General features: G+C 46.8%; 21 protein-coding genes and 1 tRNA gene. All 22 read right to left on the reverse strand.

The genetic code is table 11. The annotated features are described in order from the left end of the window. Positions 1 to 7: 7 nt before the first annotated feature. The 22 genes from SAR116_RS01945 to SAR116_RS13570 all read right to left on the reverse strand — a co-directional run bounded on the left by SAR116_RS01945 (position 8) and on the right by SAR116_RS13570 (position 24,026). The gene (locus SAR116_RS01945) at positions 8 to 1,618 is read right to left on the reverse strand and encodes a lytic transglycosylase domain-containing protein (RefSeq protein ID WP_041860709.1); all 1,611 of its coding nucleotides are present in this window, start codon (positions 1,616 to 1,618) and stop codon (positions 8 to 10) included. Positions 1,619 to 1,620: 2 nt separating this feature from the next. Beyond that, on the reverse strand, positions 1,621 to 2,673 hold the full coding sequence (locus SAR116_RS01950) for a hypothetical protein (RefSeq protein WP_013045254.1): 1,053 nt from the start codon (positions 2,671 to 2,673) through the stop codon (positions 1,621 to 1,623). Positions 2,674 to 2,692: 19 nt separating this feature from the next. Then, the gene (locus SAR116_RS01955; protein WP_041860710.1) at positions 2,693 to 2,971 is read right to left on the reverse strand and encodes a hypothetical protein; all 279 of its coding nucleotides are present in this window, start codon (positions 2,969 to 2,971) and stop codon (positions 2,693 to 2,695) included. Continuing rightward, entirely contained in the window at positions 2,971 to 4,593 is a 1,623-nt protein-coding gene (locus tag SAR116_RS01960) for a hypothetical protein (RefSeq protein ID WP_013045255.1), read from the reverse strand. Before SAR116_RS01960 ends, SAR116_RS01955 begins: the two co-directional genes overlap by 1 nt. Positions 4,594 to 4,792: 199 nt before the next feature. After that, positions 4,793 to 5,746, reverse strand: a complete 954-nt coding sequence (locus tag SAR116_RS13115) for a phage tail protein (RefSeq protein WP_049757466.1) — start codon at positions 5,744 to 5,746, stop codon at positions 4,793 to 4,795. A 794-nt stretch (positions 5,747 to 6,540) separates the two neighbouring features. Beyond that, positions 6,541 to 8,670, reverse strand: a complete 2,130-nt coding sequence (locus SAR116_RS01975) for a hypothetical protein (protein ID WP_013045258.1) — start codon at positions 8,668 to 8,670, stop codon at positions 6,541 to 6,543. 119 nt (positions 8,671 to 8,789) lie between these two features. Further along, a complete protein-coding gene (thyX, locus tag SAR116_RS01980; RefSeq protein WP_013045259.1) occupies positions 8,790 to 9,419 on the reverse strand; it encodes an FAD-dependent thymidylate synthase in 630 nt (209 codons plus the stop codon). Positions 9,420 to 9,614: 195 nt separating this feature from the next. Beyond that, on the reverse strand, positions 9,615 to 11,336 hold the full coding sequence (locus SAR116_RS01985) for an adenosylcobalamin-dependent ribonucleoside-diphosphate reductase (protein WP_013045260.1): 1,722 nt from the start codon (positions 11,334 to 11,336) through the stop codon (positions 9,615 to 9,617). Then, a complete protein-coding gene (locus tag SAR116_RS13120; RefSeq protein ID WP_013045261.1) occupies positions 11,329 to 12,552 on the reverse strand; it encodes a DNA cytosine methyltransferase in 1,224 nt (407 codons plus the stop codon). The genes SAR116_RS01985 and SAR116_RS13120 overlap by 8 nt, the downstream gene beginning before the upstream one ends. Before the next feature lie 316 nt (positions 12,553 to 12,868). Next, on the reverse strand, positions 12,869 to 13,597 hold the full coding sequence (locus tag SAR116_RS02000) for a phage exonuclease (protein WP_013045263.1): 729 nt from the start codon (positions 13,595 to 13,597) through the stop codon (positions 12,869 to 12,871). Beyond that, positions 13,581 to 13,709 (reverse strand): hypothetical protein, encoded by a 129-nt coding sequence (locus tag SAR116_RS13850; protein ID WP_274378518.1) that lies wholly within the window; start codon positions 13,707 to 13,709, stop codon positions 13,581 to 13,583. Before SAR116_RS13850 ends, SAR116_RS02000 begins: the two co-directional genes overlap by 17 nt. Positions 13,710 to 13,815: 106 nt before the next feature. After that, complete coding sequence (locus SAR116_RS02005; RefSeq protein WP_013045264.1) at positions 13,816 to 15,579, reverse strand: DNA polymerase; 1,764 nt, start codon at positions 15,577 to 15,579, stop codon at positions 13,816 to 13,818. Next, complete coding sequence (locus SAR116_RS02010) at positions 15,579 to 15,995, reverse strand: nucleoside triphosphate pyrophosphohydrolase family protein (protein ID WP_013045265.1); 417 nt, start codon at positions 15,993 to 15,995, stop codon at positions 15,579 to 15,581. The genes SAR116_RS02005 and SAR116_RS02010 overlap by 1 nt, the downstream gene beginning before the upstream one ends. Continuing rightward, positions 15,992 to 17,692, reverse strand: coding sequence for a DnaB-like helicase C-terminal domain-containing protein (locus tag SAR116_RS02015; RefSeq protein WP_013045266.1), 1,701 nt, complete (start codon positions 17,690 to 17,692; stop codon positions 15,992 to 15,994). The genes SAR116_RS02010 and SAR116_RS02015 overlap by 4 nt, the downstream gene beginning before the upstream one ends. Before the next feature lie 22 nt (positions 17,693 to 17,714). Beyond that, on the reverse strand, positions 17,715 to 17,927 hold the full coding sequence (locus SAR116_RS13930) for a helix-turn-helix domain-containing protein (RefSeq protein ID WP_083775244.1): 213 nt from the start codon (positions 17,925 to 17,927) through the stop codon (positions 17,715 to 17,717). Further along, positions 17,899 to 18,372 (reverse strand): endonuclease I, encoded by a 474-nt coding sequence (locus SAR116_RS02025; protein WP_320410294.1) that lies wholly within the window; start codon positions 18,370 to 18,372, stop codon positions 17,899 to 17,901. The genes SAR116_RS13930 and SAR116_RS02025 overlap by 29 nt, the downstream gene beginning before the upstream one ends. Then, positions 18,320 to 18,886, reverse strand: a complete 567-nt coding sequence (locus tag SAR116_RS02030; protein ID WP_013045267.1) for an ssDNA-binding protein — start codon at positions 18,884 to 18,886, stop codon at positions 18,320 to 18,322. Before SAR116_RS02030 ends, SAR116_RS02025 begins: the two co-directional genes overlap by 53 nt. A 275-nt stretch (positions 18,887 to 19,161) precedes the next feature. Continuing rightward, the gene (locus tag SAR116_RS02040) at positions 19,162 to 21,759 is read right to left on the reverse strand and encodes a DNA-directed RNA polymerase (RefSeq protein WP_190275460.1); all 2,598 of its coding nucleotides are present in this window, start codon (positions 21,757 to 21,759) and stop codon (positions 19,162 to 19,164) included. Positions 21,760 to 21,967: 208 nt separating this feature from the next. Beyond that, complete coding sequence (locus SAR116_RS02045; protein WP_013045269.1) at positions 21,968 to 22,288, reverse strand: hypothetical protein; 321 nt, start codon at positions 22,286 to 22,288, stop codon at positions 21,968 to 21,970. Positions 22,289 to 22,303: 15 nt separating this feature from the next. Next, positions 22,304 to 22,513: a hypothetical protein gene (locus tag SAR116_RS02050; protein ID WP_041860715.1), complete on the reverse strand. Its 210-nt coding sequence runs from the start codon at positions 22,511 to 22,513 to the stop codon at positions 22,304 to 22,306. 428 nt (positions 22,514 to 22,941) lie between these two features. Further along, on the reverse strand, positions 22,942 to 23,904 hold the full coding sequence (locus SAR116_RS02055; RefSeq protein WP_013045270.1) for a tyrosine-type recombinase/integrase: 963 nt from the start codon (positions 23,902 to 23,904) through the stop codon (positions 22,942 to 22,944). Then, positions 23,857 to 24,026, reverse strand: a tRNA-Lys gene (locus SAR116_RS13570). Before SAR116_RS13570 ends, SAR116_RS02055 begins: the two co-directional genes overlap by 48 nt. Positions 24,027 to 24,092 lie beyond the last annotated feature (66 nt).

The following is a 24,092-nucleotide window of genomic DNA, read 5'->3' on the forward strand; positions in this document are numbered from 1 at the left end:
CTGTCTTCTATTTGTACTTGTTGAGCAAGTCCTGTTGTGCATCAGTAATTGGTACGGCAGCTGCATTTGGACTCACTGAACCACCACTTGAACCCTGCCTTGAAGGCAGTTGGTTGATAGCGGCTAGGTTGTTTCTGACTGTTCGTATTGCTTCAATTCTCTGATCGATCCAGCGTTCCCACAGACCGTCATCGTCAGTCATCTTAGGAGCTGGCTGTGCGAAGATTTCCATCTCTTTGTTTGAGATTGCACCTTTGGTCTGTGCGATCCTCAACAACAAATCGTCTACACGCAGACGTTCCAGAAGCAAACGTTTTGCGGCTTTATCGCTATCACCGACTGTTCTGTCCCAGAATGAGCCTATTGTGCCTTGCACCAATCCGGTCAATCCGGGTTGCCCTGCGCCAAAGAAGCCAGATGCTTTTTCAAAGTTATCCAGTGTCTCGTCATATTTGGAGACTTGCATGATAGCTTCATTAGTATCTGCGGCATTTGTGGCACTGGCATCTAAAGACCTGTCATAGGCTTCTAGTGCCATAGTTCGATTGTAATCTTGAATGTCGCCAAAGGTGTTTGTTCCAGCATTCAATGCCGCCATACCACCATCGCGAGATGCGCCTAATATATTGCCACCAATCCTGATCATAGCTTCATTCAGTCCGATTTTATCAGATGGCATGGCCATCATGCTTTTGTCACGACGGTTTCCAGTTATAGGACCTGAATATGCAGATACAGTCTGGAGACCAGCATCTAGGATTGGTTCTCTGACAAATGGTTCTTGAACCTGATTTGTGTTTATATCGCTAGCATTTGCTGTACCAACTACGGCATTGCCAATGCGAGATATAATAGATGGTGAGTTGTCAGAGACGGTTCCACTTGGTGTGTTTGAAGCCCTCGATAAAATAGCGGTTGGGTTATTTGAAGGCTGTGACGCCACTGCATTTTGTCTAGTGGACAGAATTGGCAAAGGGGTTTCAACTTGATTGGTTGTGACTGGCTGATTTCTTGTAGTCATGTCCAAAGCTGGCTGGGTTGAAGCATTTGTCTTATTAAAGCCAGAGACAGCGTCAAAGTATTCCGCCGGAACGCCTCTTCGCTTTGCATCAGCGATCTGCGCTTCGCTATATCCAAGCTGACGCATCAAGCCATAGCCATCGTTGTTCATGGTCATTTCGTTATTTCCTGTTTGTGCTGTCTGAAGAAAAGAAGCCGCTCTTGAGATATAGTCGCGAGTTTCTTTGGGCAGTTTGCTTATGTCAGAACCTTCAGATATCCAGTTTTTCGCATTATCAGGTCCCCAATTGTAGGCGACCATTTGCTCCAATGGAGTCCTGAACTGATGGTGATTTGTATATCCGGTGATGTATTTGCCAGCTAGTTGTCTAGCTTTTGTTGGGTCTTGTACATCTTCGACGGATATGTTGCGGGGCATACCGTAACCCATATCGTGAAGGTTCTTACGCAAGAATTGCATAGTCCCGATAGCGTCTTTTTTGCTAACTGCGACCCTAGCTTTGTCAGGACTTAAATGTCCTGTTTCAGAAAACTGGATCGCATCCAGAAGTATGGGCATTGGTATCGATGAGTCATTAAGGATACCGAGGTTGCTCATGATCAGTAATAACTCGACACGCCAACTGTAGGCGTTGGGTTGAATGAATTATAGTAGCCAGTATTAGGATCGACAAAGCCAGTAGCTGGTTTTGTGAACATATCTGCGAAACCCTTTCCAAGACCAAATCCAGCCATTGCACCACCCATAGTGGCTGTATATGGGTTGTTATAGTTTGGTGCTTGGTTACTGGACTGAGGCGCACGTCCTAAAATCTTGGTGTTGTAGTCGCCATATTTATTCATGGCAAAATCACGATCACGAACAAACGCATCACGTTCAGCATCAAGGAAGCCTTGTTGGTTAGTCTGGAACGCATTGCCTGACTTTGTAAGCATGTCTCCAATCTGACCGCCCATACCGAAGCCAATACCATAGGTATTCTTCAATCCAGCATTGGCATTCATCATGTTGTTGATGTCGGAATTGTTAGAGCTAATGTATCGATCAACCAGACCTTTGTAGACATCAGCACCAACATCAGCACGACGGTCATCATATGATCTTTGGGCAATGGCCTCTGCGACACCAGCTCTTGATGATCTAGTATTGCCTGAACCAGAAGCCGCCATGTTTATTCCGGGCATAGTCTGTTCATTCAGTTGTCTTGTGCTGTCCCGCATAGCCGCATCGATTAGGGATGATGCTTGAGGTGAGCTTGTCGCATATCCGATTGCATTATCTAATGTCGGACCAGCCGCACGGTCATATATTCTTCCAAAGTTTGATCCAAAGCCGCCCCCTGCTCCCATAAAGCCTTGAGCATTACCCATTCGATCACGACCAAACTGGGTCATGTAGTCAAAGCCTTCTCTGGCTACTGGGTTCATTCCGGCAAATGTTGAGCCGCTATAGGCACCGATACCAAGGGCATTATTCAGAGCGTCTGTTCCACCTGAATACATATCTTTGATGTATGGGCGAGCATCTTCGTAGGCGCGAGCGTTCATCATTGTGGCGTAATTTTGAGCCGCCGCATCACGTTTTGACGCTTTGTTGCCCATCATGCCGCCAATTACTGGTCCAGCTATGGCCGCTATTGTTCCGATATCCATGTTGTTATTTTCCTATGTTTTAGACAGCAACCCAAGCTGTGCCGTTGTAGACAACCAGACCATTGTAACCGTTGTTGAGAGGGTTCCACGGACTGACTGCATAACGCACCATGCCTTTGACTGGGTTTGCTGGTGGGGCTTCGGCTACTTGGATAGAGGCGTCGCCTACCGTGCTTAGTGATTGTTCTATTCGTCTAAACTCTTCTTGGATGTAAAGACGGACGCCATTCTCTAGTTCTGGATACTGGCGTCGTGTATATTTGGTGATGAGTTGATTAGTTTTGTCTGACAGAGCCATTATCTAGCTCCTGTCGCCGTGATATCCAGATCAAATCCTGACAGTTCAAAGTCTTTGTAATCATCGCTAGCCAGAGTCAGTTTGTAGCTCAAATATCTACCCGCTGCCCTAGTGTCGATTTTATGATCCGTGGCTATATCGTAAGTCACGGCTGATCCGTAGGTCACGTTTCCACTTGGGATATCGCTTGCACCGAAGTTGAATGTCAGTGTGGTGTCTGATGTATTCGTCGTGTCAGCCTGTGGGAAGAGCCTTGTCACAACGACATAATTTGATGCGGCTGATCCAGCCTCGTCCAGATCAATGCCAGTGCGTTCTAGCAATGGAGCTTTGGTGGCTTCGGTATCTAGTTGGAAAGTAAGACGCCCAGCATCAGATAGATCGACACCATATAGCTTGTCGCTAGTGATACCGTCTGTTGTGTCGTCCTCGCCTACCATTAAGGTGTGGCGATCAAAGTTATCTTCCTGATCGTAGTATGAGCCGCCGACAAGGGCATAAGTCAGCCCAGTGGCGTTAGCATACGTCGTTACAGAATTGACATTCGCTGTCGTGCCACCCGATACATTAGGCAAGTCCATGAATGACCATGTGCTGTTCTTATAATTAAAGACAGCCGCACGATTACATCTGTCGGCATTTGGAAAAGCGACATATTGATCACCACTTTGATAGCAGAAGTAGATTTCGTTCAGCGTTTCGTTGTGCTGGACAAAGAACCTATTAGCGTTCTGATGGTTCAAACCTTGGTAAATGAAGTTTTTCACCCGCTCATCGCATATGGATTGCTTGGATGTTCCATCGTGGACATAGATGTCCCGATTGCCGAAACAGAAATGCTTCCCTTCGACTTCGACAACACAGTTTTGATTAATTAGTCCGGCGTCGGAAAACAAAGGTCTGAAGTTGAATATGAATGTGCCGCCAACGAACTCCATAAGGAATACTTCAGACTGGCTGTAGATTATGAAGTTGGAGCCTAATGGTTGTCCGTCAACGATTTCAGTTTGCATCTGCACCAGATCGTTGAAACCAGCAGATTTCGTTGTATCGGTAGCATCCCAGCTATCCGGGATCGTGTTGGCTGTGACTATGTTCGACCACCTCACCCGATTTGGGTAATTGGTTGAACCTTCAGTCATGTTCAGACCAAGTAGGAAATCACCAAAGCTTCTTAGGCTAGCTGTACGCCAGTTGGCATCCCAGTTCGTAAGGTCAGCAAAGTTTGTACCGCCGCTGTCTCTATATACAGGAACGCGATCTAGTCGATTGAGATAGACGACATCAGCAAGAGAGGTGCCAGTGAATGGGCGTGGGTCGCTCGATGCTGATATGGAACCAGATCGATTGTTGGTTGAACCGTTTGCATATTCGTGGATCGCAAATGCGTCAGATATAAGTAAGACGGTATCGTAGCCAGTGGCTGACGTGACTCCGTATGTGAAACGTGGGTCAAAACCTAGACTGGCTTTGACTGTTCTGAATACAGGTGCCCGACTGGCTTTAGCTTCATCGAACCTGACATTGATGCCAGTTGAATAAGCGTTAATCGGCAAATTATATGGGGCAAGGTCAGTGATGACGCCAGATGAACCTAGATCACGGATGGGGATAATGCTCATATTTCAAAGCCCCCGATGACTGTACATCTGTAATCGATGCTGTCCCAGTCTCCGTCCTTGGGCATTGAGTCATAGAACATCTGCATTTTCACACATTCTTTTTCTGTGCGGAAAAATTCGACTTCCTGATTTACGCAAACATCTGCGGAACAGACAGTCAGGAGTAGAGTCCAGACAATTGTCATAGGATACTCCTTTGTTATGTCTTGATGATGTAGTTTAGAATAATGGTTGGCTGTACGTTGTTATGGGCTGTGCCTGAACCGACAGAGCCTGAAGTTCCTGAGACTGTATATGTTGCTGGGTTTCCTGATGAAGTAACAGAAACAAGTCCAGATACATTGTTTGGCTGTGTGTTGTTCTCTCCAACAGGAATACTGATAGTACCACCACCGCCATGCGTGTGTGCTGGTAGTTCAGCTTCAGATAGCGTGTGGCTCTCTGAGCCGCCTGTCGCACCTAAAGTATCGCCGTTGATTGGTGATGTAAGTCGGTTGGCTGAACCACCTCCGCCCATGTCATCTTGACCAGCGATTGTTCTTCCGCGTAGGTCGGGGACGTTGAACGAATTGGTTCCATCACCAGCACCGTATGTTGTGCCAATTGCTTGGAATAGGTCAGCGTAGGTTGTTCTTGATATGGCTTGACCATACATCATCAGCCACCCAGTTGGGGCGGTGTTGCCGCCATATGGCATAACCATACCAGCGAAGAAACCAGTGCCGCCTACAGCCCCTGAAGCCAGCTTTGCGGCTGTTATGGAACCATCCGCGATAGCGGCAGTATCTACCGCATTGTCTGCTAGTTCACTGGCGGTGACAGCATTGGTAGCAATGTTGGAAGCAGTGATATTCAGATTGCTTTCCATGTAGGTTTTTACGTCAGACATCGCGGTCTGAACCATTGTTCCGTTGTCGTTTACTACAACCCTGTCAGCATCAACCAGAGTGGTTGAAGTGGCTGAAGTTGATCCGTCACAAGCCGTATTAATTTCCGTGTGCGTCGCATTGACTGCGCCAGCTACTGATGGGAATGAGGATTTGACGGTAGATTTGATTAAGCGCAAATGGTCATCTGCTTGACTGATGCCATCAGTTGCCACTGGGTTATTGGCGTTGAGGCTATCTATATAGACTCCGGTTTCTAGTGCCATGAGGATAGGTTCCTTTGGGTTTCGTGGGCGGGACTCTGCGTTGAAAGGTCAGACAACAACAACAACAAGACCAACCCTTTAACCACTTTTTGAAATTGGATTAGATTTTGACCCACTGGGGGTCGTTTTTGGCCGTATGGAACCAAAATTCTTGGGTCAAATAACGTAAGTGACTGATATGTATGGATATCGATGCTGGCAAAAGGGCAAGTGATATGAGATCACGATGCCAAACATGGGCAGCATTAGATGACATTAGCCAGTCGTCAGAAATTTATTGGAATGAGGTCGGATTTCTTCGTTACAAATCGGGACATGCTTGAAAAGACTTTTGCGGCACATGTCCAAGATACTTCGTTACAAATCTGGACGTGTATGTAAGCATCGAACCTTGAGTTAACCTTTCCTCGTCAACAAAGGCATAAGACATGAATGATCAATCTTTCGACCCAAGTAGACTAGCGATCACTAACGGCCTGTCGTCCGGCTATCGGAAAAAGACACGCAATGTACAAGTGAAAATCTTGGTGTCACTTATGTCTTTAGTGACTTTGGTCTACCTTATTTCAAGTCATATATTATAGTCATCGAAATCGGTATTCAGGGTGTCCATAGTTCCCTTAGGTAGGCAGTCGTGGAAATCGTATGTTTACCGACTATTGATTAATATGAATAAAAAACATATGTTCAGGATGTAAGTCCACCGATGTGCACGTTGAGTGGAAAACGCTTAAATGAGGGCGAAAGCCCTTAGAGGGTGAGAGTAACAGTCTATAGTGACTGTTTTCTCGCCCTCACTTATTTCCAGCTAGATTTTCCCTATCTTCCTGTCTGACCAATTCCATTGCACGTTTGTGTAAATCTAGGAAATAACTTATCGGATACTTCTTACTGTTTCTTTGCTCACTTTTATAACCAAGTTTCTTTAGTTTTGATAACAGTCTGCTGTCACCGATGTCCCATGCAGTCGGAATAAAGATTTCACCATTATAAGTTTCGTAATCACTCAAGCCTAACGCGACAGTCATTTCAAAACCATGTTCATCCTTTGCATTGCGGTACACTGTGGCCTCAACCATGTTTCTGAGTGGCTTACCGTTTTTATAATGCTGGTCGTGGACGGCCATAATAAGCTTTGAACTTTTACTCATGTTGATGCCGCAACGTACAGCTAGTGTCGCATCTGTGTGGGTTGGGATGTGCTTATATCTACTTTCAATCACAGCCATGCCAACAACCAGATATGAACGTTTTCCAGCGTTGATTAATTCATCAATTCTGTCTGAAACCATTTCCGCCCATTCTTCTTGTTGTAAGCGTTTGTCTTCTGGTATTCCGGCATTGTATCTTTCGGTCTCTTCATACTTCTCCTCAAGATCAGCTAACTCTTGGTTCTTGCCCATAGCAAATCTTCTGATCTTGTTGTCTAAAATAGACTTTGGTTCTGTATCTTCATAATTGACTAATGGATTAAGCTCACCAGCTTCAAGAGAACCGTCGTTCAAAGTAACTTCAACGAATTCGCCATCATCATTTGCAAACATATAGATAGGCAAATTCCCAAACGTCATCAGCTTGCGGTTCATACTTCTATTTAAGACATCTTTTGCTTTTACGCCCGACACTGTTGGCCTAGAAGCATTGGCGTTGTACTTCCAACGTCGGACGTCCCCTTTAGGATAGAAGACAACAAGGTCATCATCTTCTTCGTTCCAATCAAGTTCAAAACCAGCGGGTAATTCTATCCAATTGTAGTTTTCAACATCTTTGATTGGATGCTCTGTAAGAAACAAGGTCTCATTATTACCATTAGCGGCTTCGCGTCTTACCTTATAATGATCATACATTCTTTTGAATTCTGGGTCTGCCTTACGTCCTTCTATGTAGGCATCCCTCCCTTCAGGTCTCCAAGGTCTGATTTCGTTGTTGAAAAATAGAACAAGTTCATCATCAGTCGGTGTCAGTAACTGAATTTCCATTGCTTGTTCGCTTACCACACCATCAAGGAGAGTCAGCCTTTCAGCTCTGGCACTTAATTTTGCCGCTAGTTCTGGTTGTGTCTCTATTTCGATCAGACTTTTGTATGAAATCAAAAAGTCCAAGTCTTCTTGGTCGTGAATTGTGATGTCGATGAAACGGATATCTTTTGTATGATCTTCGTCGTTGATTAATGCCCAAACAGGCTGTCTCAGCATCAAGTCCAACTTGTCAGCTATGAGCTTGCGGTAATAGATATGCTTTGGAAATGCAAAGTAGATGGTGGCTTCAGAAGTGACAACCTTGATTGTTCCGTTGTCATCTTCAACAAATGACTGAAGTGTACCCAAGACACGCCATTCGAACCCTTGTTCAATCAGTGGCGGGAGGCTTTCAAAATCCTTTTTGTCCTGTGGGTACGTTTCACGCTCTTGAGGCGTTCTGCCACGTTCGTTTTTCCACAAGACATAACGTCTATATGAGTCAGTGAAATCTTTGTCCGTGTTCAGCATCTTACGAAATTGCGTGTATCCCATGTCTTCAATACGCTTTTCGAAATTCAACTGCGTCTTCATAACTTCCAGTTCAGCGGCGTCGGCTTCGGCTTTTTGCTTTGCTCTTCTTAGAGCAAGCCTAGCGTCCATCAATGACTCAACTGCTTGATCATCGCCTTCTTTAGGCCATCCGGCTGATAAGCCATCATCAAGGAATACGTCTGTGAACCAATCTTTTCGTGAATATACGCCATCGCTGAAATTACCAACGCTGGAACGGTAGACAACATCGTGACCAACCAGCTCCTGAAGTTTTGTTAGAAACTCTGGGCTTCGCATGTATTTGACGTGATTGATCGATACGGAGTCGCCGTCTTCATTGATGATGTTGTAGTAGTTGCCGACAACTTGAACTTCGACAAGCTTACCAAAGGGCGTATATGTGAACTGCATGAAAAGCCTTCTTTGATTGAACTGGCATCATCATAATAGTTAGCAACCAAATGCGTAAGAGCAAAACTACAGAAAAAAAAGCCCTACCAGATACTATCGATCCAGTAGGGCTTGAGTATTCAAACAGACATCAATGCTCTCCAAGACACTGGGAACAATCGTTCACAATGCTCGTTGATACCGTTTGCTATGATTTGGGTTTCTTCTTGTGTATGCGGGTCAAGGCGTTGCTTGCATATTCTGCCGAAGGCATGAAGCGAACCTGACCAGAACCATTCAGTCATCATGGTTTGTGGCAGAATTACACGAGCCATCTCTGGGGCTACACCCGCATCGATAAGCGATTTGTAATTCTTGAAGGCCAGTAGGTTGGTTTGTTCCAAGATCATCTTGGCTGTATTCTGGTCATCTATTTCACCAGAAGAGCCTTGCTTGCTGTCTTGGGGTCTTCCTCGCCAGACAGTCGGATTGTAGAATTCAGGATCACTATCGACATATCGACGTGATACTTCGTTCCAAGACAATCCAACCTGATGTTTGACGAGCTGTCGCGCAACAAAGATTGGGGCTTTGATGCGGAACTGAAGAAAAGCATGGGCGAATGGTGACCAGTGGTTGTGCTTGGCCAGATATCCGATCAGCTTTTCGTCTTTGTCATCGAGGTCTTCGCTTTCCTTTGCGAAAGACACACGAGCGGCATTCACAACGGTGAGGTCGGAACCCATGTGTTCGATCAGATTAACGTCCATATCTCAACAGCTCCTCCCTGTCATCACCCTCTTCATCGGGGTCAAAATACGTATGGTGAGGTGTATTAGCACCGCAACAAGTGCACTCCGTCCAATCGGTCTGTTTGATCAATGTGCTGTTTTTGACCGCTGTAAATATTTGTTCTCGGCACATAAGTGATTTCTGATCGCCGCAATCGGGGCAAGGATACGTCATCAGCCGCACTCCTTCTGCCCACTTTCTGGGTCGATGAAGCAAGCTTCAGCCTTTGGTTGATTGTCGTTGTCGGCTGGTTTCACCTCATTCAGAATGCCGTATCTTAATCCGGCAGCCCTAAAGGTTGTGATGCCTTTGCACCCTGACAGCCACGCTTTCATGTATAGGTTTTTGAAATCGTCGTAGGAAACATCATCGCCAACATTGCATGTCTTTGAACATGCGCTGTCCACATATTGCTGTGCCATAGCCAAGACAGACAGATGCTCTTCAGCCGATATTTCGTTGGCTGTCCGGCCTGATACACCTTGTGTGAAGGCATAGTCTTCCACACGTTCAATCTGGTGACCGTCGAACTGTTGGATTGTCCGGTCATAGTAAAGACTGAATGGTGGCTCAATCCCAGAGCTGACGTTGTCAGCCGTAAGCGAGATCGTTCCAGTTGGAGCTATCGAAGTCAGGTGTGAGTTTCTAATGCCATAGGCACCAATCTTTTCCTGAATGTCTTTTGGTAGCTGTTGGATGAATTCGCCTTGAGGATACTTCACTGGGTCGAAAAGCGGGAAAGCCCCCTTCTCATGTGCCAGATCAGCCGATGTATCATAAGCATAATCGCGCAGAGCCTTCAGTGTGGTTTCGGTAAAATCCATGAACTCTGGTGATCCATATGGAAGACCAAGCATCTCGCCAGCATTGGCTAGTGCAGTCACACCAAGACCCATGCGTCTTTTGGCTTTTGCTTCTGCTTCCTGTTCTGGAAGCGGGTATATGGTGCGGTCAATGACGTTGTCCATTGCACGAACCACTGTGCGGATGTCAGCCTCAAACTGGTCAAGGTTGAACATCTTTTCTTCCATGTTGACGTATTTGACTAGGTTGAAAGACCCAAGCAAACATGCGCCATAGGCTGGCAATGGTTGTTCACCGCATGGATTGGTAGCTTCAATTGTCTCGCAATACCAAAGATTGTTCAGTCGGTTGATTTGATCGATGAACAGAACCCCTGGTTCAGCCCAATCCCATGTAGAACGCATGACCATGTCCCATAATGCTTCTGGATCGACTTCCTTGTAGGTTCGACCATCGTACTTGAGTGGGAATGGTTTGCCTTGCTGTAGGTGCATCATGAATTCATCAGTCACACCTATGCTGATGTTGAAACCAGTCAGCTTGTCAGAGTTGTGCTTTGCAGTCAGGAACTGCTCGATGTCTGGATGGTCAATTCTGAGGACACCCATCTGTGCCCCACGTCTGTGACCGGAGCTGGCTATGGTCTGACATACGCTGTCAAAGATACCCATGAAGCTGACTGGTCCTGATGACTTGCTTTCAAGGCTTTTGATCCTGTCGCCTCGTGGCCGTAAACGTGAGAAATCGTATCCTATGCCGCCGCCGCGCCGCATGGTTTCTGCGGCTTCCGTTGCTCGTTGCATGATACTTTCCATTGAGTCACCAATGACACCGCTGACAAAGCAGTTAAAAGCTGTTGTCTGTCTTGCGGCTCCCATTGCATTCTGTACTCGTCCGGCTGGTAAAAAGCGCATATTCCGAAGGACATCCTTGAAGTCTTCGAAATGCTCTGAACTATCCTTCAGGCTGTCCGCTATACGCACGATTTTTGAATAGAAGTCTTCGCCAGTCTGACGATATTTGATGGTGTCTATCTCTTCCGATAATGGAAGCGAAGGACCGTAGTGTTGATTGTGCTTTTTGCTACTCATTGATTTCCTTCTCTATGGTCAGTTTGATTGCTATGCCAATGCGCTGTGCAATCTGGGGCAATATCGAATTGCCCAGACCCTTCAGTCGATTGGTTCTGTCTTTAACGCCCACAGCTATGCGGGGAATGTCTAAAGGCTCGTCCATCCACGCGGATACCCCATCAGATAGTGTTCCACCCAGTCTGGGTTCAGTTGACCCTGACCCTTCATAGGGTTGTCCGTGTGCTGTACAGCTACGTCCAGCGTGTCCATTGAGACCTTGCCATTCCGTATCCGTCCGCCCCTGTAGCCGCCTTTGTGGTCTCTGGTTGTCGGTGTTGGCCACGTCTGTGACTTGGCTACCTGAACCCTCAAGCTGTCTCTCGTAGGCTGATGATCCGTTGTCATTTCCCATTCGGTCACTGTCGCGTGTTTCGCTTCCTGTGCCAGTGGGGTTGGCCACATTCGTGCCTGATCCGCTAGGTTGGCTCCATAGGTCTGTGTGGGATCGGTCTTGCTGATCCGACGTCCATCCGCCCCCAGTTGTCTGGGACCGCCTGTTCCGTCCGTAGTCCGTGGCGTTGCCCAAAGCTCCGGTTCCTTTGCTTTCTGCCAATTCTGGACTGTCTGTTCGTCCACTTGCTCCCGAAGGTTCGATGGTCGTGTTCGACCCTTCCGTGTTGTCGTTGCTTGGCGTTTCAGGGCTTCTTCTGATCTCTGTGGAAGATGATCCATTGTGTTTGGCGTCGCCCACATATCTTGCGACAATCCAGACTCGTCGTCTTTGGTGGGGGGCACCGACGCCTTCAGCTCCAATAACAAACGGTTTTGTGGCGTAGCCTTGAGACTCCAGATCAAGTAAGACCTCGTCGAGACCCAGTGCAATGTGGCCATAAACGTTTTCGCAAACCACCCAAGAGGGTCTTTTGAGTGCAATAATTTGGCTGATGTACGGCCAGATGTGGCGGTCATCTTCTTTGCCTTTTTGGCGTCCAGCAACTGAGAATGGCTGGCAGGGATATCCGGCTGACAGGATGTCGTGGTCGGGGATTTGGCTTGGCTCATTAGCTAGCTCCTTTACGTCGTTGACAATTGGCACATCAGGCCAATGCTTGTTCAAAACCTTTCGACACCATTCGTCAGTGTCGCAAAACATAATGGGCTGAGATAACCCAGCCCATTCGAAGCCTAAACTGAAGCCACCTATCCCGCTTGCGAGGTCGAGGTGTTTCAGCATGATCGCTCCTTCTCTATCTGTTTCTGAAGGTTCGCCAATGCTCGCCAAGCAACTTGACCCCAATCTTCATCAATGACGTGGCGCATCATTGCGTCCAGCTCGTCACCAGATTTGGATCGATCCCAGTGAAGTGTGTCAGGCGTCTGTCCGTGTTGGATGCCGCCTGTCAGTGATACTTTCGCTACAGCCGCTATTGCGTCTGGGAAATATCGAATAAACCCTGTGTATATTGGTATGGATTTTCGTTCTTTTGCGTCTGATGGTAGACGACTGCCTACCTCTGCCTTTGCCTTTCGTTTCATGAATTCTTCATGTCTCATGGTGTCCAAAGTTTGACTTCTCCTTTTTGTTCATCCCAGTCCGACCATCGCAGTATGCGAGCCAGTCTGGCTTGTTGAATTGCATCATCTTTTGTCATCCCAGCTTTCAGGAATGCCTGTTCGACAGCACCCCAACTTGGGTGACTGCCAAGAATAGCTTCAGCTTTTTTGGGACCTATGCCGTGGATGCCTTTGTATCCATCGACTGTGTCGCCAACCATTGTCTGGGTAAGGAAAAACCTATCGGCATCCTGTTCAGTGATTGTCATCCGTTCATCTTTGGTTGGACGATAGAGCTGCCCCGGAATTGTCATCAGGTCTTTGTCATCGCTTACGACGATACACTTGCCGACGTTGTCCGGCATCGTTGATAGAATGCCAAGACAGTCATCTGCCTCAAGCGTACTTTTCTTGAAGGTGCGATATGATTGTTCGACCCATTCGACCAGTGCTTTGTAGCCGACTGGCTTTCGGGTCTTCTTCCTGTTGCTCTTGTATGATGGATCAACGTCTTTGCGGAAGTTTGCGTCTGGGTCTGATAGACAGAAGACGCAATCTTTGACGCCAGTTTGTTCCATGATGCTATCGAGCTGGTGCTTGAAGTTTGCTTTTGCATCGTTCAGGTCAGTCCATAGGCTCCATAAGTCAGAACCCCAGTCCACTTCTACTTCTGCGGACGTGGCTGATTTGAATAGAACGATGTCGGTATCAATCGCCAAAAACATCTTCTATCTCCCTCATCCATGCAAGACCATCTTCAGTGACCAGCCACGCATTGATATGCCGCTGATCATCAAGTCTGGTGGTGAGCAAGCCTTCGCTAGCGGCTATTGCCACGAAGTTGGCTTGTTCCCTTGCTATTGTACTTTTGGTTGTGAAAGGTGATGTCCGTGCGCTTAAAAGCACGTTATAGACAGCCCCGATCTCAACCAGTTGTTCGTCATCAGTGGGTTTCTGCCCAGTTTCGTCCGATGTTGAATTCTGACTCAATTGGGATTTTGAACTTGAAGAACTTTCCCGCTTCTTCCGCCATTCTTCCAGTGATGTGACCGACATTTTCCTCGTCTCCTTTCCTAACTTTGATTTGCACTTCATCGTGCACCCACGCGATAATTTCAGCGTCGATACCTTGAGTTGCTATTTCTGTGTCTATGAGTTCGACCCACTTTTTCGAAAGTAGGGCAGCTGCGGACTGCAAAAGTACATTGAGTTGTGCATGTCCTCTGACAGCCAGTTTTCTACCGTCCAAGCCAACTAGGTGACCACGTTTGGTCACGACTTGCTTGAGCTGGCGAACCAAATCAGCGAATGCTGGGTTAGCTTTCATGAAGTTGTTTCGCAGTGTCCGGCCTTCAGCCGCACCTTTGCCAACCACCTCACCCAAGCGAGCGTCACCACCGCCATAGATCATGCAGTAGATTGCCGTCTTTGCTTGGTCTCTACTGGTCAAACCCATGCTGTGCATGTTCGCCAGATGGATATCAGCATTCAGGATGATGTTGGCATATTTGCCTTGATCCTGAAGCACGTTGGCTAGACACCTCAATTCAACGCCAGACAAGTCTGATCCAACTAGCGAATAGCCTTCTGGGACGCCAAATAGCTCACGGCATTCTTTACCGTAAGGCGCACGAACTGATGGCACTTGGGCGGTATTGAAGTTGAAGTGCGTTGCACGACCAGTCACGGCACCATTTGGATTGATGACGTGACAGAGCGTATTGCCTTCAACTAGACGCAACCATGCGTTATTGCCTTCGGCTAACATGCCTATGCGTTTCTGTAGTAGAAATGACCTAGCCAGCTTCTTGGCTTCTGGATATGGCAATCGGCTTAGAACGCCTTCATCAATTTTGGCGTCGCCTGAATATGTGAATTGCCTTGGTTTCCAATCATACTTGTCCATGAGACAGCGTTGGATATGCTTGCGTGAATTTGGATTGAATGTGATTTCCTTGCACTTGATAAAAGGTTCATCAGCAACATATCCCAGCGTCTTATTGTTACGCTTTGGAATGAAGATTTCCTCTTTTGTCCAAGGTGGAAACAATTCCTTCAGTTCAGACTCTAGCTGTGCTTTTTCACCAGCTAGCTGTCCATATAGTATTCCGGCCTTTTCGACATTGAAATGCCATCCGGCTTTACCTATTCGATGGCAGATTTCAGCCATCTTGTGTTCAAAGTCGATTGCTCTTTGGGAATAGCTATCTGGGTCTAGATGTTTCCAGACAGCATAATTCACGACCACGTCCTGTTCGCAGTAATCCTGCATCCCTTGAGTCCATTCTGACCAATCGGTTTGTTCACCGAAGTCACCTTTGTACTCACCCAGACGATAGCCCCACGCTTTCAGGCTGTGGGAGCCGTAATATTTGCGGGGGAAATCGTCGATGGATAGGATGCGTTCATAATCGTCATTCCGAAGATCAGCCGTGATAAGGCGTGACAGGACTAGAGTGTCTGTCAGTTTGACCCCATCAAGGCTGAAATTTGGATAGACTTTCATGAGTGCTGGAACGTCATGACCAAGAATGTTGTGCCCAATGATTTCAGTAGCTTCAGCCAGCTTCTTCATGCCAGCTTTGATATCATTAGGACCGAAGACCCATGTCTCTTTCGGGTCGTCAGCATTCATCATGGCGATACAGTGGATTTTGGTAAGGTCTTCAAGAAAGCCATTGCTTTCCAAATCCCATACATAACGCACTAGCGGTGGTCGCCGCTGCCCTGAAGTGTTCCACGTTCACTTCGGCTTTTCAGTTTCTGAATATTCATTTCAGCCACTTCAGACAGGCTGTATCCGATTTCGTCTATAAATTGAGACAAGAACCAAAGGATGTCACCGCATTCATACGCAAGGTCAGCCCTTTCTTCTTCAGTCAGATACTGATCGTACATTGAAAAATCGTGATTTCCGGGCATCTGCTTGTCACGCATAAGCTTCTGGAGCTTATTCGCGCACTCACCCGCTTCCCCAAGCATACCCAACAATGGATATATGGAACCGTCGTATCTTGCGGTCTCATTGGCTTCTTCTTGGTATTCATCCATGCTTTTGTCAGGAAAGCCGTCGAAAAACTCGTCAGCGTCAAAGTCGTCGTCTATGTCTAGTAGTGTTCTCATGCACTATCTCCTGTTTGTTGTGCTTCTTCAGTTTCTTCGTCGTCTTCTTCCTGTTCGAACAAATGTGCCAGCTCTTCTTCAACAAGACGTGAAGTGTCCCTGTCATATCTGAGTGTGCCGCTATAGCCAGTAGCACCACAGAAACGGTTCTTGAGGATGTGAAGGTGACGGATGTCAGAGTCTGGTTCATCTGAGTCAACATTCAGGGCAATTACGCCATCTGATAGCTGACCAAGACTTGATGAACCCCTGAGGTGGTTCAGACGTACTGGCTGTCCACCACTTTCGTGCCCAGAGTTTCCATCTGGACGTTTGACATGGCTGACCAAGATCAAGCCAATGTCTAATTCTTGCACCATAGTGCGAAGCTTGGTCATGGCATAATCGATGATCAGGCGTTCTGATCCAAAGCCACTGCTTCCGCCCATTTGGGTGCAAAGCATACTGATGTGATCAAGGAATACCCATTTGATACCCAAGACCTTCGCCATATAGGTGATGCGCTGGCATATCAAATCGACATCAGAACTGCCCCAGTGGTCATAAAGATACACTGGGTTCCGTCCTTCACCGAATAAATCATCGAATGCTTCTATGATTTCGTCGTCGGTAACCTCGCTCCGGTCAACCAGCACATTCTTATTCATGTGCGTTCCGACCAAAGATAAGAGGCTACGCTTGTTTGACTCTTCAAGCATGATAAGACCAACACGCTCACCTTGTTGATGAAGGTGATATGCTATCTCCTTGACGAAGGTGGTTTTTCCAGTCCCGCTTCCGGCAGCAACTAGAAGAATTTCCTTCAGTCTCAAACCACGAAATATTTCGTTCAGATTTGAATATGGATAGGTCACTGATGACGCTTGGTCATCCTCACTGATGACGTCACGATAATCTGTTGCCACCACAATCCCATCAGGACGGTATTCTCGCGCCTGATAGATAGCTTGGATGATTTCGGCTGACTTGCCTTGCAGTAGACATTCATTTGCATCTTTGCACGGTAGATAGGCGATTTTCGCCTTACCTACTGGAAGAGTTGCCGCCGCTTCTTGGGCGGCTTTCTGCCCAACTGAGTCCATATCAAACATGAGGATAACTTCCTCAAACTTGGTTATGAATTCCCAGTTGTTTTTCATGGTCTTAACAGCCGAACTGCATCCTTGAGTTAAGGATACAGTCGCCCACTTATGGCCTTGAACCTGTGATACGGTCATTGCGTCGATTTCGCCTTCGCATATGACCAGCTTCTTGCCAGTCTTATATAAGTGGCTTCCATACAGGGTTGCGGCTTTCGCATCTCCTAGCATGGTGAACTTCTTGGATTTCGTCCGTACTTTCTGTGCTACAGGACGTCCGTTTTCATCTAGATAGGTCGCAACTTGGACAGGCTCACCATTGTGGATAGCTGTCGTATAGTTGAACTTTCGGCATGTCTCTTCCGTCAGTCCACGCGATTTGATCTCGTTGTATTCGCCATCTAGTAGATTTGCGCTAGATGAATTCCGCTTTGGCGTATTCGTATATGATCCGTCCACGTTGTCTCCTTTCTGAAAAGTCTGACAAGAGAAGCACCATCCATGATGTACTTCTTGAGTGGCACTATCGCCATAGACTGCAAGCGCATCCGACGACCCACATTTGGGGCAACTTTCATGTCGGATGAATTCCGTTTGTTCGTCATTTGTGATCTGCATGAATGCTCCTCTTGTTCTGACACTAATTCGCTAACGAGTAGCGAGTGTATTTCTGACCCAGACGGTCACGACGCCATTCACTGATGATGTCGTGTCCTTGTTGTCTGAGGTCAGCAATGCGCCGTGACAGCGACCTGACTCGATACAGATCGTTTGCTTCGACCCATGTCAGCGATCCCACGGACTTGAGGTGGGCTAGTATTTGGCTATTCTGACTCATCTTCGTCTCCTTCATGTTCTTTCAGCCATTCATCTGGAATGACCCGATTGGCATATTGGAAACCGTGCTTTTCGCAGAATTGTGCGTAAGTCGTCGGTGACCCTTTGTACAAACGAGCATTCTGGTTCGAAAATACGAACCTGATATCTATGTCTGGATGTTGTTCCCGGATCAGGATGTGCTTGTGCCTACTGGCTACATCCCACAGTCCTTTTCCTTCGATAAAGAAAAAGCCCCCCGATTTGGGGAGCTTGAAGTCTGGCGTATAGGTGGCTTCTCGCGCTGGTACAACGTAGCGTATTTTGTCCTCTTCATAGCTGACGACGAGGCCAGCTTCTTCGATTTGACGTGACAATGACACTTCGAGACCAGAGCGATAACCATGCTTGATGCCTCTTCGATAGGCTCTAGAAATTGTATGCCTCTCCTTCTGTAGCCTCGCCGCTACCATCGTTGTCATTGGAAGCTGGCATATTGTCATTTGCTTCAGAGACGTATCCGCCATCTTCAGCTTCGAATTCGAATGACGATCCAACAGGATCAGCCAGCGATACAATCTGGACGCCAGCTAGCTGAAGGGACACGCCCTTGTTTCCACCAGCGGTGTAAGGAAAGATGGTTCCGGCTAGCTTGAGTGTTGAGCCAGCATAGATAGTCGGCGCGGATGGTTCTGCAATCATCGCACCTGTTGAGTCGATCAGCTTTGGCTTGAACTTGGATTTTGCCAAGACCAGCAAATCGCCTGTTTCGTCGTCAACGGTATATGGCATTCTTGCTGATGTCGCAGATTTGCCGAATTCGTCGGATGCTATTTTCTTCACGGTCTCAACCAAACCACTTGCGGCTTCGGCTGGCATTCGTAGCTTCACGCTAAAGATACCGTCCGTGTTGAATGCGAAGTCAGGTTTGTTCAAATGTGGATACATTGCCACGCCCTTAGAGGTCGTGAATGTCGTCTTCTGTGCTTTTGCCATGTATGGTTTCTCCTTCATGGTTGTTTTGATGTGGCTCTCCTAAGTCAGTTAGAAGTAAGCCTATGTCGTCAGCTTGCGCCAACGTGTCTAATGGGACTGGTTCGCCGTGTTCAAGACACAGCTCTGCTGCCCCAAGAATTTGATTTCTTGAGTGCATATTGCCTCTAATGTGATTGGAATTTTGAACCCAGTTGCTGCGAATTCGTGATGGGTTCTATTATGAAATCTGGCTGATTTGCTACCAGTTCCATAGGTTGGCAGTCGTGGATTGAATGCTAGGCGAAAGCGTAATCGCAGTCCAATATCGCCCTAACATCAAGGGCGTTGTCGCCCTCACCCTTCTCTGGGACTTCAGGCCATTCTATATAGTCTGGATCGTCGGGGTTGTCGGAATACTCGACAAGGCTTTTGCAGTCTTCAAGAAGATTGCTGTAGTGACAAACTTCTTCGTAAAGCTCAATAAGTGTGACTTTGATGCAATCCAGCATCACGCTTGCGCTTTCTATGTCTGTAGAAAAGCTGTCATGGACGCACATAAGATTGCTCGCGCCATATTCATTCGATTTGTTGACAGACATCATCAAGTGGGTGCTGTCCATGTGGTGGACGAAGTTTGGCGCAATGCCATTCTTTGAGCCTTTTGTTTCACAAGTCGGTTGTTTTGCCCTCAACGTACCTCTGTAGCGAACCTTCCGTGTGGTTTTGCGATCTATATATTCTGTATTGATCGTGACCTTTTTCATATCGCGATAATCTTGACCAACAGGGAACCCTAGAATGCTTGTCCATTCTGCATGTACGTTTCTTGAAGCTAATATCCCAGCTAAGTCACGAAGAAATTCCATGCCTCTAGCCCCACTTGCAACGACTGCTTTGATAGAGTCTGAATTGAGTTTGGCCAATGTCATACTGGCAGAAGACCCTCTATCTTCGCCAAAGGGATGTGGTGCATCTTCTTCTTCAGCTTTGTCGGTAATGATTTCCATATCATCACGGTTTTGGTCAGCCATACCAATCAGCGTGACTGAATATGGCCATGTCATGATGTTCTTTTTGGTCTGCTTTCGTGTGATGCCGTGTTTTAGCCAGTTATGACAATCGTCCATAATGGCATTGGTGATTTCATTTTCGTTCAATTCATCGCATTCACCATCAACTATGCGCTGTGCAAGGTTCATGTCTGCTTCGGCAATAAACGAATAGCAATCTTGTGGTGGGTGATTGGGCACTAAGTTCACTTTGAAAGCGTCTTCTTTCCATTTCATCAACATAGAGTAGTGTTGGAGACCAGAATTCGATCCATCGAATCCAATCGGTAAACCACACAGATACCCTTCACCATGCTGATCAGCCAGATACAGCTCGCGACAAGCGGCTAGATGTTGGATAGGCGCATCAGCCTTTGACCAATGCTCAAAGCCAGCCACATAGTCTTTGCCAGCTAGAAGTATAGCCTCATAGTTGTCTTCAACCCATTTGTAACGTTCATCAAGTGTGATCTTATCCGTCTTGCGTTCATCAGTTTCGCTGACTTGGTTGCCCCAAGTGGTGGCAATTTGGAAATATAGATGCTTCAGGTTGTCTTTCGTGATTGGTTTCTTGTCGGCAAACATGAACAAACCACGGATATGGTCTTGTCTATGATGCCCGAATGCTGGGATATGATACACACGCCCCCGGAAATCAAAGTTGTGTGGTAGCCAAAACCGTCGATCATCTTTGTCGCAAAGGCTTTCAGCTTCGTTCAGGTCAGTTTGGAACTGAACTAGGTTTGCATTCGCAATGCTTTTCTTCCTCTGTGCGCGGTAGTATCTCTTCACCTGACTTGGTGTTCCGTCTTTGTCATTTTCATCTATAATAGGTGGCGTCACTGGAACAAATTCTTCAATTTCCACGTCCAGTTTTGACTCAACAACCCACTTGATGGCGGCTAGAGTATATCGGTTGATGGTGTAAGGCACTTGTTGAAGCGTATTGACAGCATCGAGGCATTCTTTCATCGACCCAGTCTTCAAAGCTTTGACTATCTTTTTCCTTTGGTTTGGGTTCACGTTTTTGACTAACGGCGCACGTATTGCGGTTTCAGTGTCGTAATAAGGTCCCACATGATTTGCTGTGCCCCAGTTAATTGGTGGGACAACCATAGGTCTGAATGCTGGTGAACTGAGGTCAAATTCTAAGTCAGCCTCGTCAATTCTATTCTGTATTTCTGCTGTGTAACGAAATCGGTGGCTCATGTCCTTGATCTTATTTGTATCCCAGTAATCGTAGACTTCGACCACTTCGGTGCTTTGAGTCACACATTTGATCAAATGGAAGCCAACTTCCATACATTGCTTTTCAGTCCAATCAAGGAAATCCATCGTGATTTCTTCTTTAGCAACCTGATTTTTGACGTAATGCAAACGCCTTTCGAAGTCGTCGCTTCTTTTTACAGCGCGGTTGTAAATGGACTTGTATTCTTTTTTGCCTCGTGGGTGAAAATCCTTGAACGCTTGTCTTATAACTTCGCCCATTACATTGGCTTCAACCATCCGACCAATTAGTTTGCCAACGGCTGGTCGTGAATGACGAGAACCCACAGCTTTCACGCATTGACGGATGGCAATGTTTGCCAGCATTTCTGTATCTAGTTCATAGATGAATGGATACCAGTTCGTCGGGTTCTTGGGTTTGTGATTGTCTATGGTCGCTTGGATTTCTTCAGCTATCAAAGGAACAGCGTCAGAAATAATCGATTGAGCTGACTGGCGTGTCGAAAAGTCTTGCCTCTTACGCTGTTTGACACTTCTTTCGACGCCATAGCTTCTTCCAGCTTCAGCACGTTCTTGCTCAAGTTTGTAGTCATCTGCGGTTGGAATGTATTTCTTCAAGTCGATCCTCGCTCTCATCTGTATCAAAATATCTGACGACACCCCAAAAGCACAATAGGTAAACGTGCTGATGGGGGCATTTCAGTTCATATGAGTCACTGTCAGACTAATAGTGACAGCCGTTCAAAGCAGTGTCGTCCCTACTCATCGAAAAAGTTAGATGATGAATAGGGGAATGATTGGGGAAGCATCAGTGAACGGTAGGAATTCATTCGGCAGCCTCCAGTTTCATGGTGAACATGCCGTGGTCTTCAGGCACTGGATATGGCTCACTGGGTCGCGCTACTTCTTCAAGACCGAACCTATCCTCAAGGATGCTTCGAACTTGCTCACGGTCAAAGCTGTCGCCTTCAAATGACTGTTCTCTGTCCGGAGACGAAATATACATCATCGTCGCCGTGCATAGATGCGTATGGGTAGCACCCATGTCATAAATGCCCCCTGCACCATAGAATTCATGCAGATAATCCAAGAACGCTGGCATCATCTTCATGATTTCGTCAAATTCCGTCATTGATGTCTTTTCCATATCTATATCTCCTATCTATCGTGTCAAAGGTGTGTCAGGAAACAGCTCAAGCTGAACTGGTTCAGGCGTAGGCGTATTGTCATTTGAACGTGTTTTCATGATGTCACTCATGTTCGTGCGAGGCGTTTGCCATTGCCATGCGTCAACGCCGTACATGACTTGGTGCATCATTTCAGCAACGTCGTCGCAGTATTGGTCGGCACTTTGGTTGTTCGTAGATTTCATGTGGCTATCTCCTGTGTTGTTGACGGAAAACGTAGTCGGAACCTCAAGTTCCTTAGGTTGGCAGTCGTGGATTTTGGTATCAGTAGGATAGGTTGGCAGTCGTGGAATTTGGTCACGACAGGCCACAGTACCCAACTGGTCTGTAACTACATGGAGATGTCATTTGTCTGCGTTTGTAAGCCGTGGCTTTAGCAGTGAACGTACCGAAGTGCGTTAAAGCGACCTTGATGTCGCTGGTGCTGAACGTACCGTGTTGAAACACCGTGCGTCAGTTTGTTCTACTTTTGTTCTCATATGCAGTCAAGTGGGTTTTTCTATCAGTAGGATAGGTTGGCAGTCGTGGAATATGGTTCGTATGGCTATAGGTGAAGGTTAGAAAAAAAAGGGGCTACCGAAATCAATCGATAGCCCCTTGTGGGTATACTTGTCTAAACGTACTTAGCCATGTCGGCTTGTGCTTCAGCTAACGCTTCGACTTTACTGTGGACATATTTCATCGTCGTTGTCGGACTAATATGACCCAGTTGCTTAGATATTAGGATCGTTGGCAACTTGACGTCATTAGCTAGCACAGAAGCCGCTGTGTGGCGTGTGACGTGGAAGACAAAGTGTGGGTCGTTAGGAGCGAAATGCTCTTTGGCGAGTCCCCAGCGACGATAGAATGTACGGTGTGTGTACTTCTCTGGGATACTGATGCACAAGCGTCTGACTGCATCTTTGCAATGCTTAAGAGGCACTGTCCGCTCATGGCCATTCTTGGCATGGGTACATGGGATGATGACCCAATTCACGTCTTCATCGATGATAAGATTGCCCATTGCCATTTTGACAATTTCGGTCTTTCTCATGCCTGTCATACACGCAACTGTGACCATATCAGCCATATACTGATCGCCATTATCGACGAAGAATTCCCTGATGGCGTCTATCTCGTCTTTTGAGTATGTGCGAGGGCGTCCACCAGTTTCTTTACCGAATGTGAAACTAGGTGCCATTTTGATGATCCGCTTCTTCTGAGCAGTCCTCATTACCTTCGAAACAGTAGCCACATATCGGTTGCAAGTTGCCACCGAATTACCCTCTTCTGAGAGGTAAATAACGAAGTCATCGACGTCCATAGGAAGTATCGAACTGATACTTAGGTTACGGTTGTCAGAGAAGTCTAAGAAGCGTTTCAGTTGGTTCATGCTACGATAGCGGTGTGTCTCCGCTGGCCACATTTCGTGTCCATATCGTTGAGCAAAGTCCCATAGACCACCCTCGTCCCACTGTTCCGGTGTGCGCCTTAATATAGGCTGTGCAACGGTTACAGAGGGTTCTTGGACAGTCGGTGTGACTGGCTCTGGTGTAGACGGTGTGAAGTCGAAAAGATCGTGTTGTTCAAAAGTCATATCAGTCTCCAACGTTAAGTTAAAGACTTTGGGACATCCAAGTATCACATGACAACTATCGTATCGTGACTAAATCTGCATCCGCAGTGATTAAAAGTCACTTGCTCTACCAACTGAGCTACGCGCCCGATAAATCGGATAATTTGAAACAGACTTAGGCGCTTTGATAAATAAAACAAAGCAATATC

Source organism: Candidatus Puniceispirillum marinum IMCC1322 (assembly GCF_000024465.1).
GTDB lineage: Bacteria > Pseudomonadota > Alphaproteobacteria > Puniceispirillales > Puniceispirillaceae > Puniceispirillum > Puniceispirillum marinum.

Excerpts from the sequence above, each read along its gene's own strand:
- SAR116_RS01945 (WP_041860709.1), bottom strand. The coding sequence starts at position 1,618 with ATGAGCAACCTCGGTATCCTTAATGACTCATCGATACCAATGCCCATA.
- SAR116_RS01950 (WP_013045254.1), bottom strand. The coding sequence starts at position 2,673 with ATGGATATCGGAACAATAGCGGCCATAGCTGGACCAGTAATTGGCGGC.
- SAR116_RS01955 (WP_041860710.1), bottom strand. The coding sequence starts at position 2,971 with ATGGCTCTGTCAGACAAAACTAATCAACTCATCACCAAATATACACGA.
- SAR116_RS01960 (WP_013045255.1), bottom strand. The coding sequence starts at position 4,593 with ATGAGCATTATCCCCATCCGTGATCTAGGTTCATCTGGCGTCATCACT.
- SAR116_RS13115 (WP_049757466.1), bottom strand. The coding sequence starts at position 5,746 with ATGGCACTAGAAACCGGAGTCTATATAGATAGCCTCAACGCCAATAAC.
- SAR116_RS01975 (WP_013045258.1), bottom strand. The coding sequence starts at position 8,670 with ATGCAGTTCACATATACGCCCTTTGGTAAGCTTGTCGAAGTTCAAGTT.
- thyX (WP_013045259.1), bottom strand. The coding sequence starts at position 9,419 with ATGGACGTTAATCTGATCGAACACATGGGTTCCGACCTCACCGTTGTG.
- SAR116_RS01985 (WP_013045260.1), bottom strand. The coding sequence starts at position 11,336 with ATGAGTAGCAAAAAGCACAATCAACACTACGGTCCTTCGCTTCCATTA.
- SAR116_RS13120 (WP_013045261.1), bottom strand. The coding sequence starts at position 12,552 with ATGCTGAAACACCTCGACCTCGCAAGCGGGATAGGTGGCTTCAGTTTA.
- SAR116_RS02000 (WP_013045263.1), bottom strand. The coding sequence starts at position 13,597 with ATGTTTTTGGCGATTGATACCGACATCGTTCTATTCAAATCAGCCACG.
- SAR116_RS02010 (WP_013045265.1), bottom strand. The coding sequence starts at position 15,995 with ATGAGAACACTACTAGACATAGACGACGACTTTGACGCTGACGAGTTT.
- SAR116_RS02015 (WP_013045266.1), bottom strand. The coding sequence starts at position 17,692 with ATGCAGATCACAAATGACGAACAAACGGAATTCATCCGACATGAAAGT.
- SAR116_RS13930 (WP_083775244.1), bottom strand. The coding sequence starts at position 17,927 with ATGAAGGAGACGAAGATGAGTCAGAATAGCCAAATACTAGCCCACCTC.
- SAR116_RS02025 (WP_320410294.1), bottom strand. The coding sequence starts at position 18,372 with ATGACAACGATGGTAGCGGCGAGGCTACAGAAGGAGAGGCATACAATT.
- SAR116_RS02030 (WP_013045267.1), bottom strand. The coding sequence starts at position 18,886 with ATGGCAAAAGCACAGAAGACGACATTCACGACCTCTAAGGGCGTGGCA.
- SAR116_RS02045 (WP_013045269.1), bottom strand. The coding sequence starts at position 22,288 with ATGGAAAAGACATCAATGACGGAATTTGACGAAATCATGAAGATGATG.
- SAR116_RS02050 (WP_041860715.1), bottom strand. The coding sequence starts at position 22,513 with ATGAAATCTACGAACAACCAAAGTGCCGACCAATACTGCGACGACGTT.
- SAR116_RS02055 (WP_013045270.1), bottom strand. The coding sequence starts at position 23,904 with ATGACTTTTGAACAACACGATCTTTTCGACTTCACACCGTCTACACCA.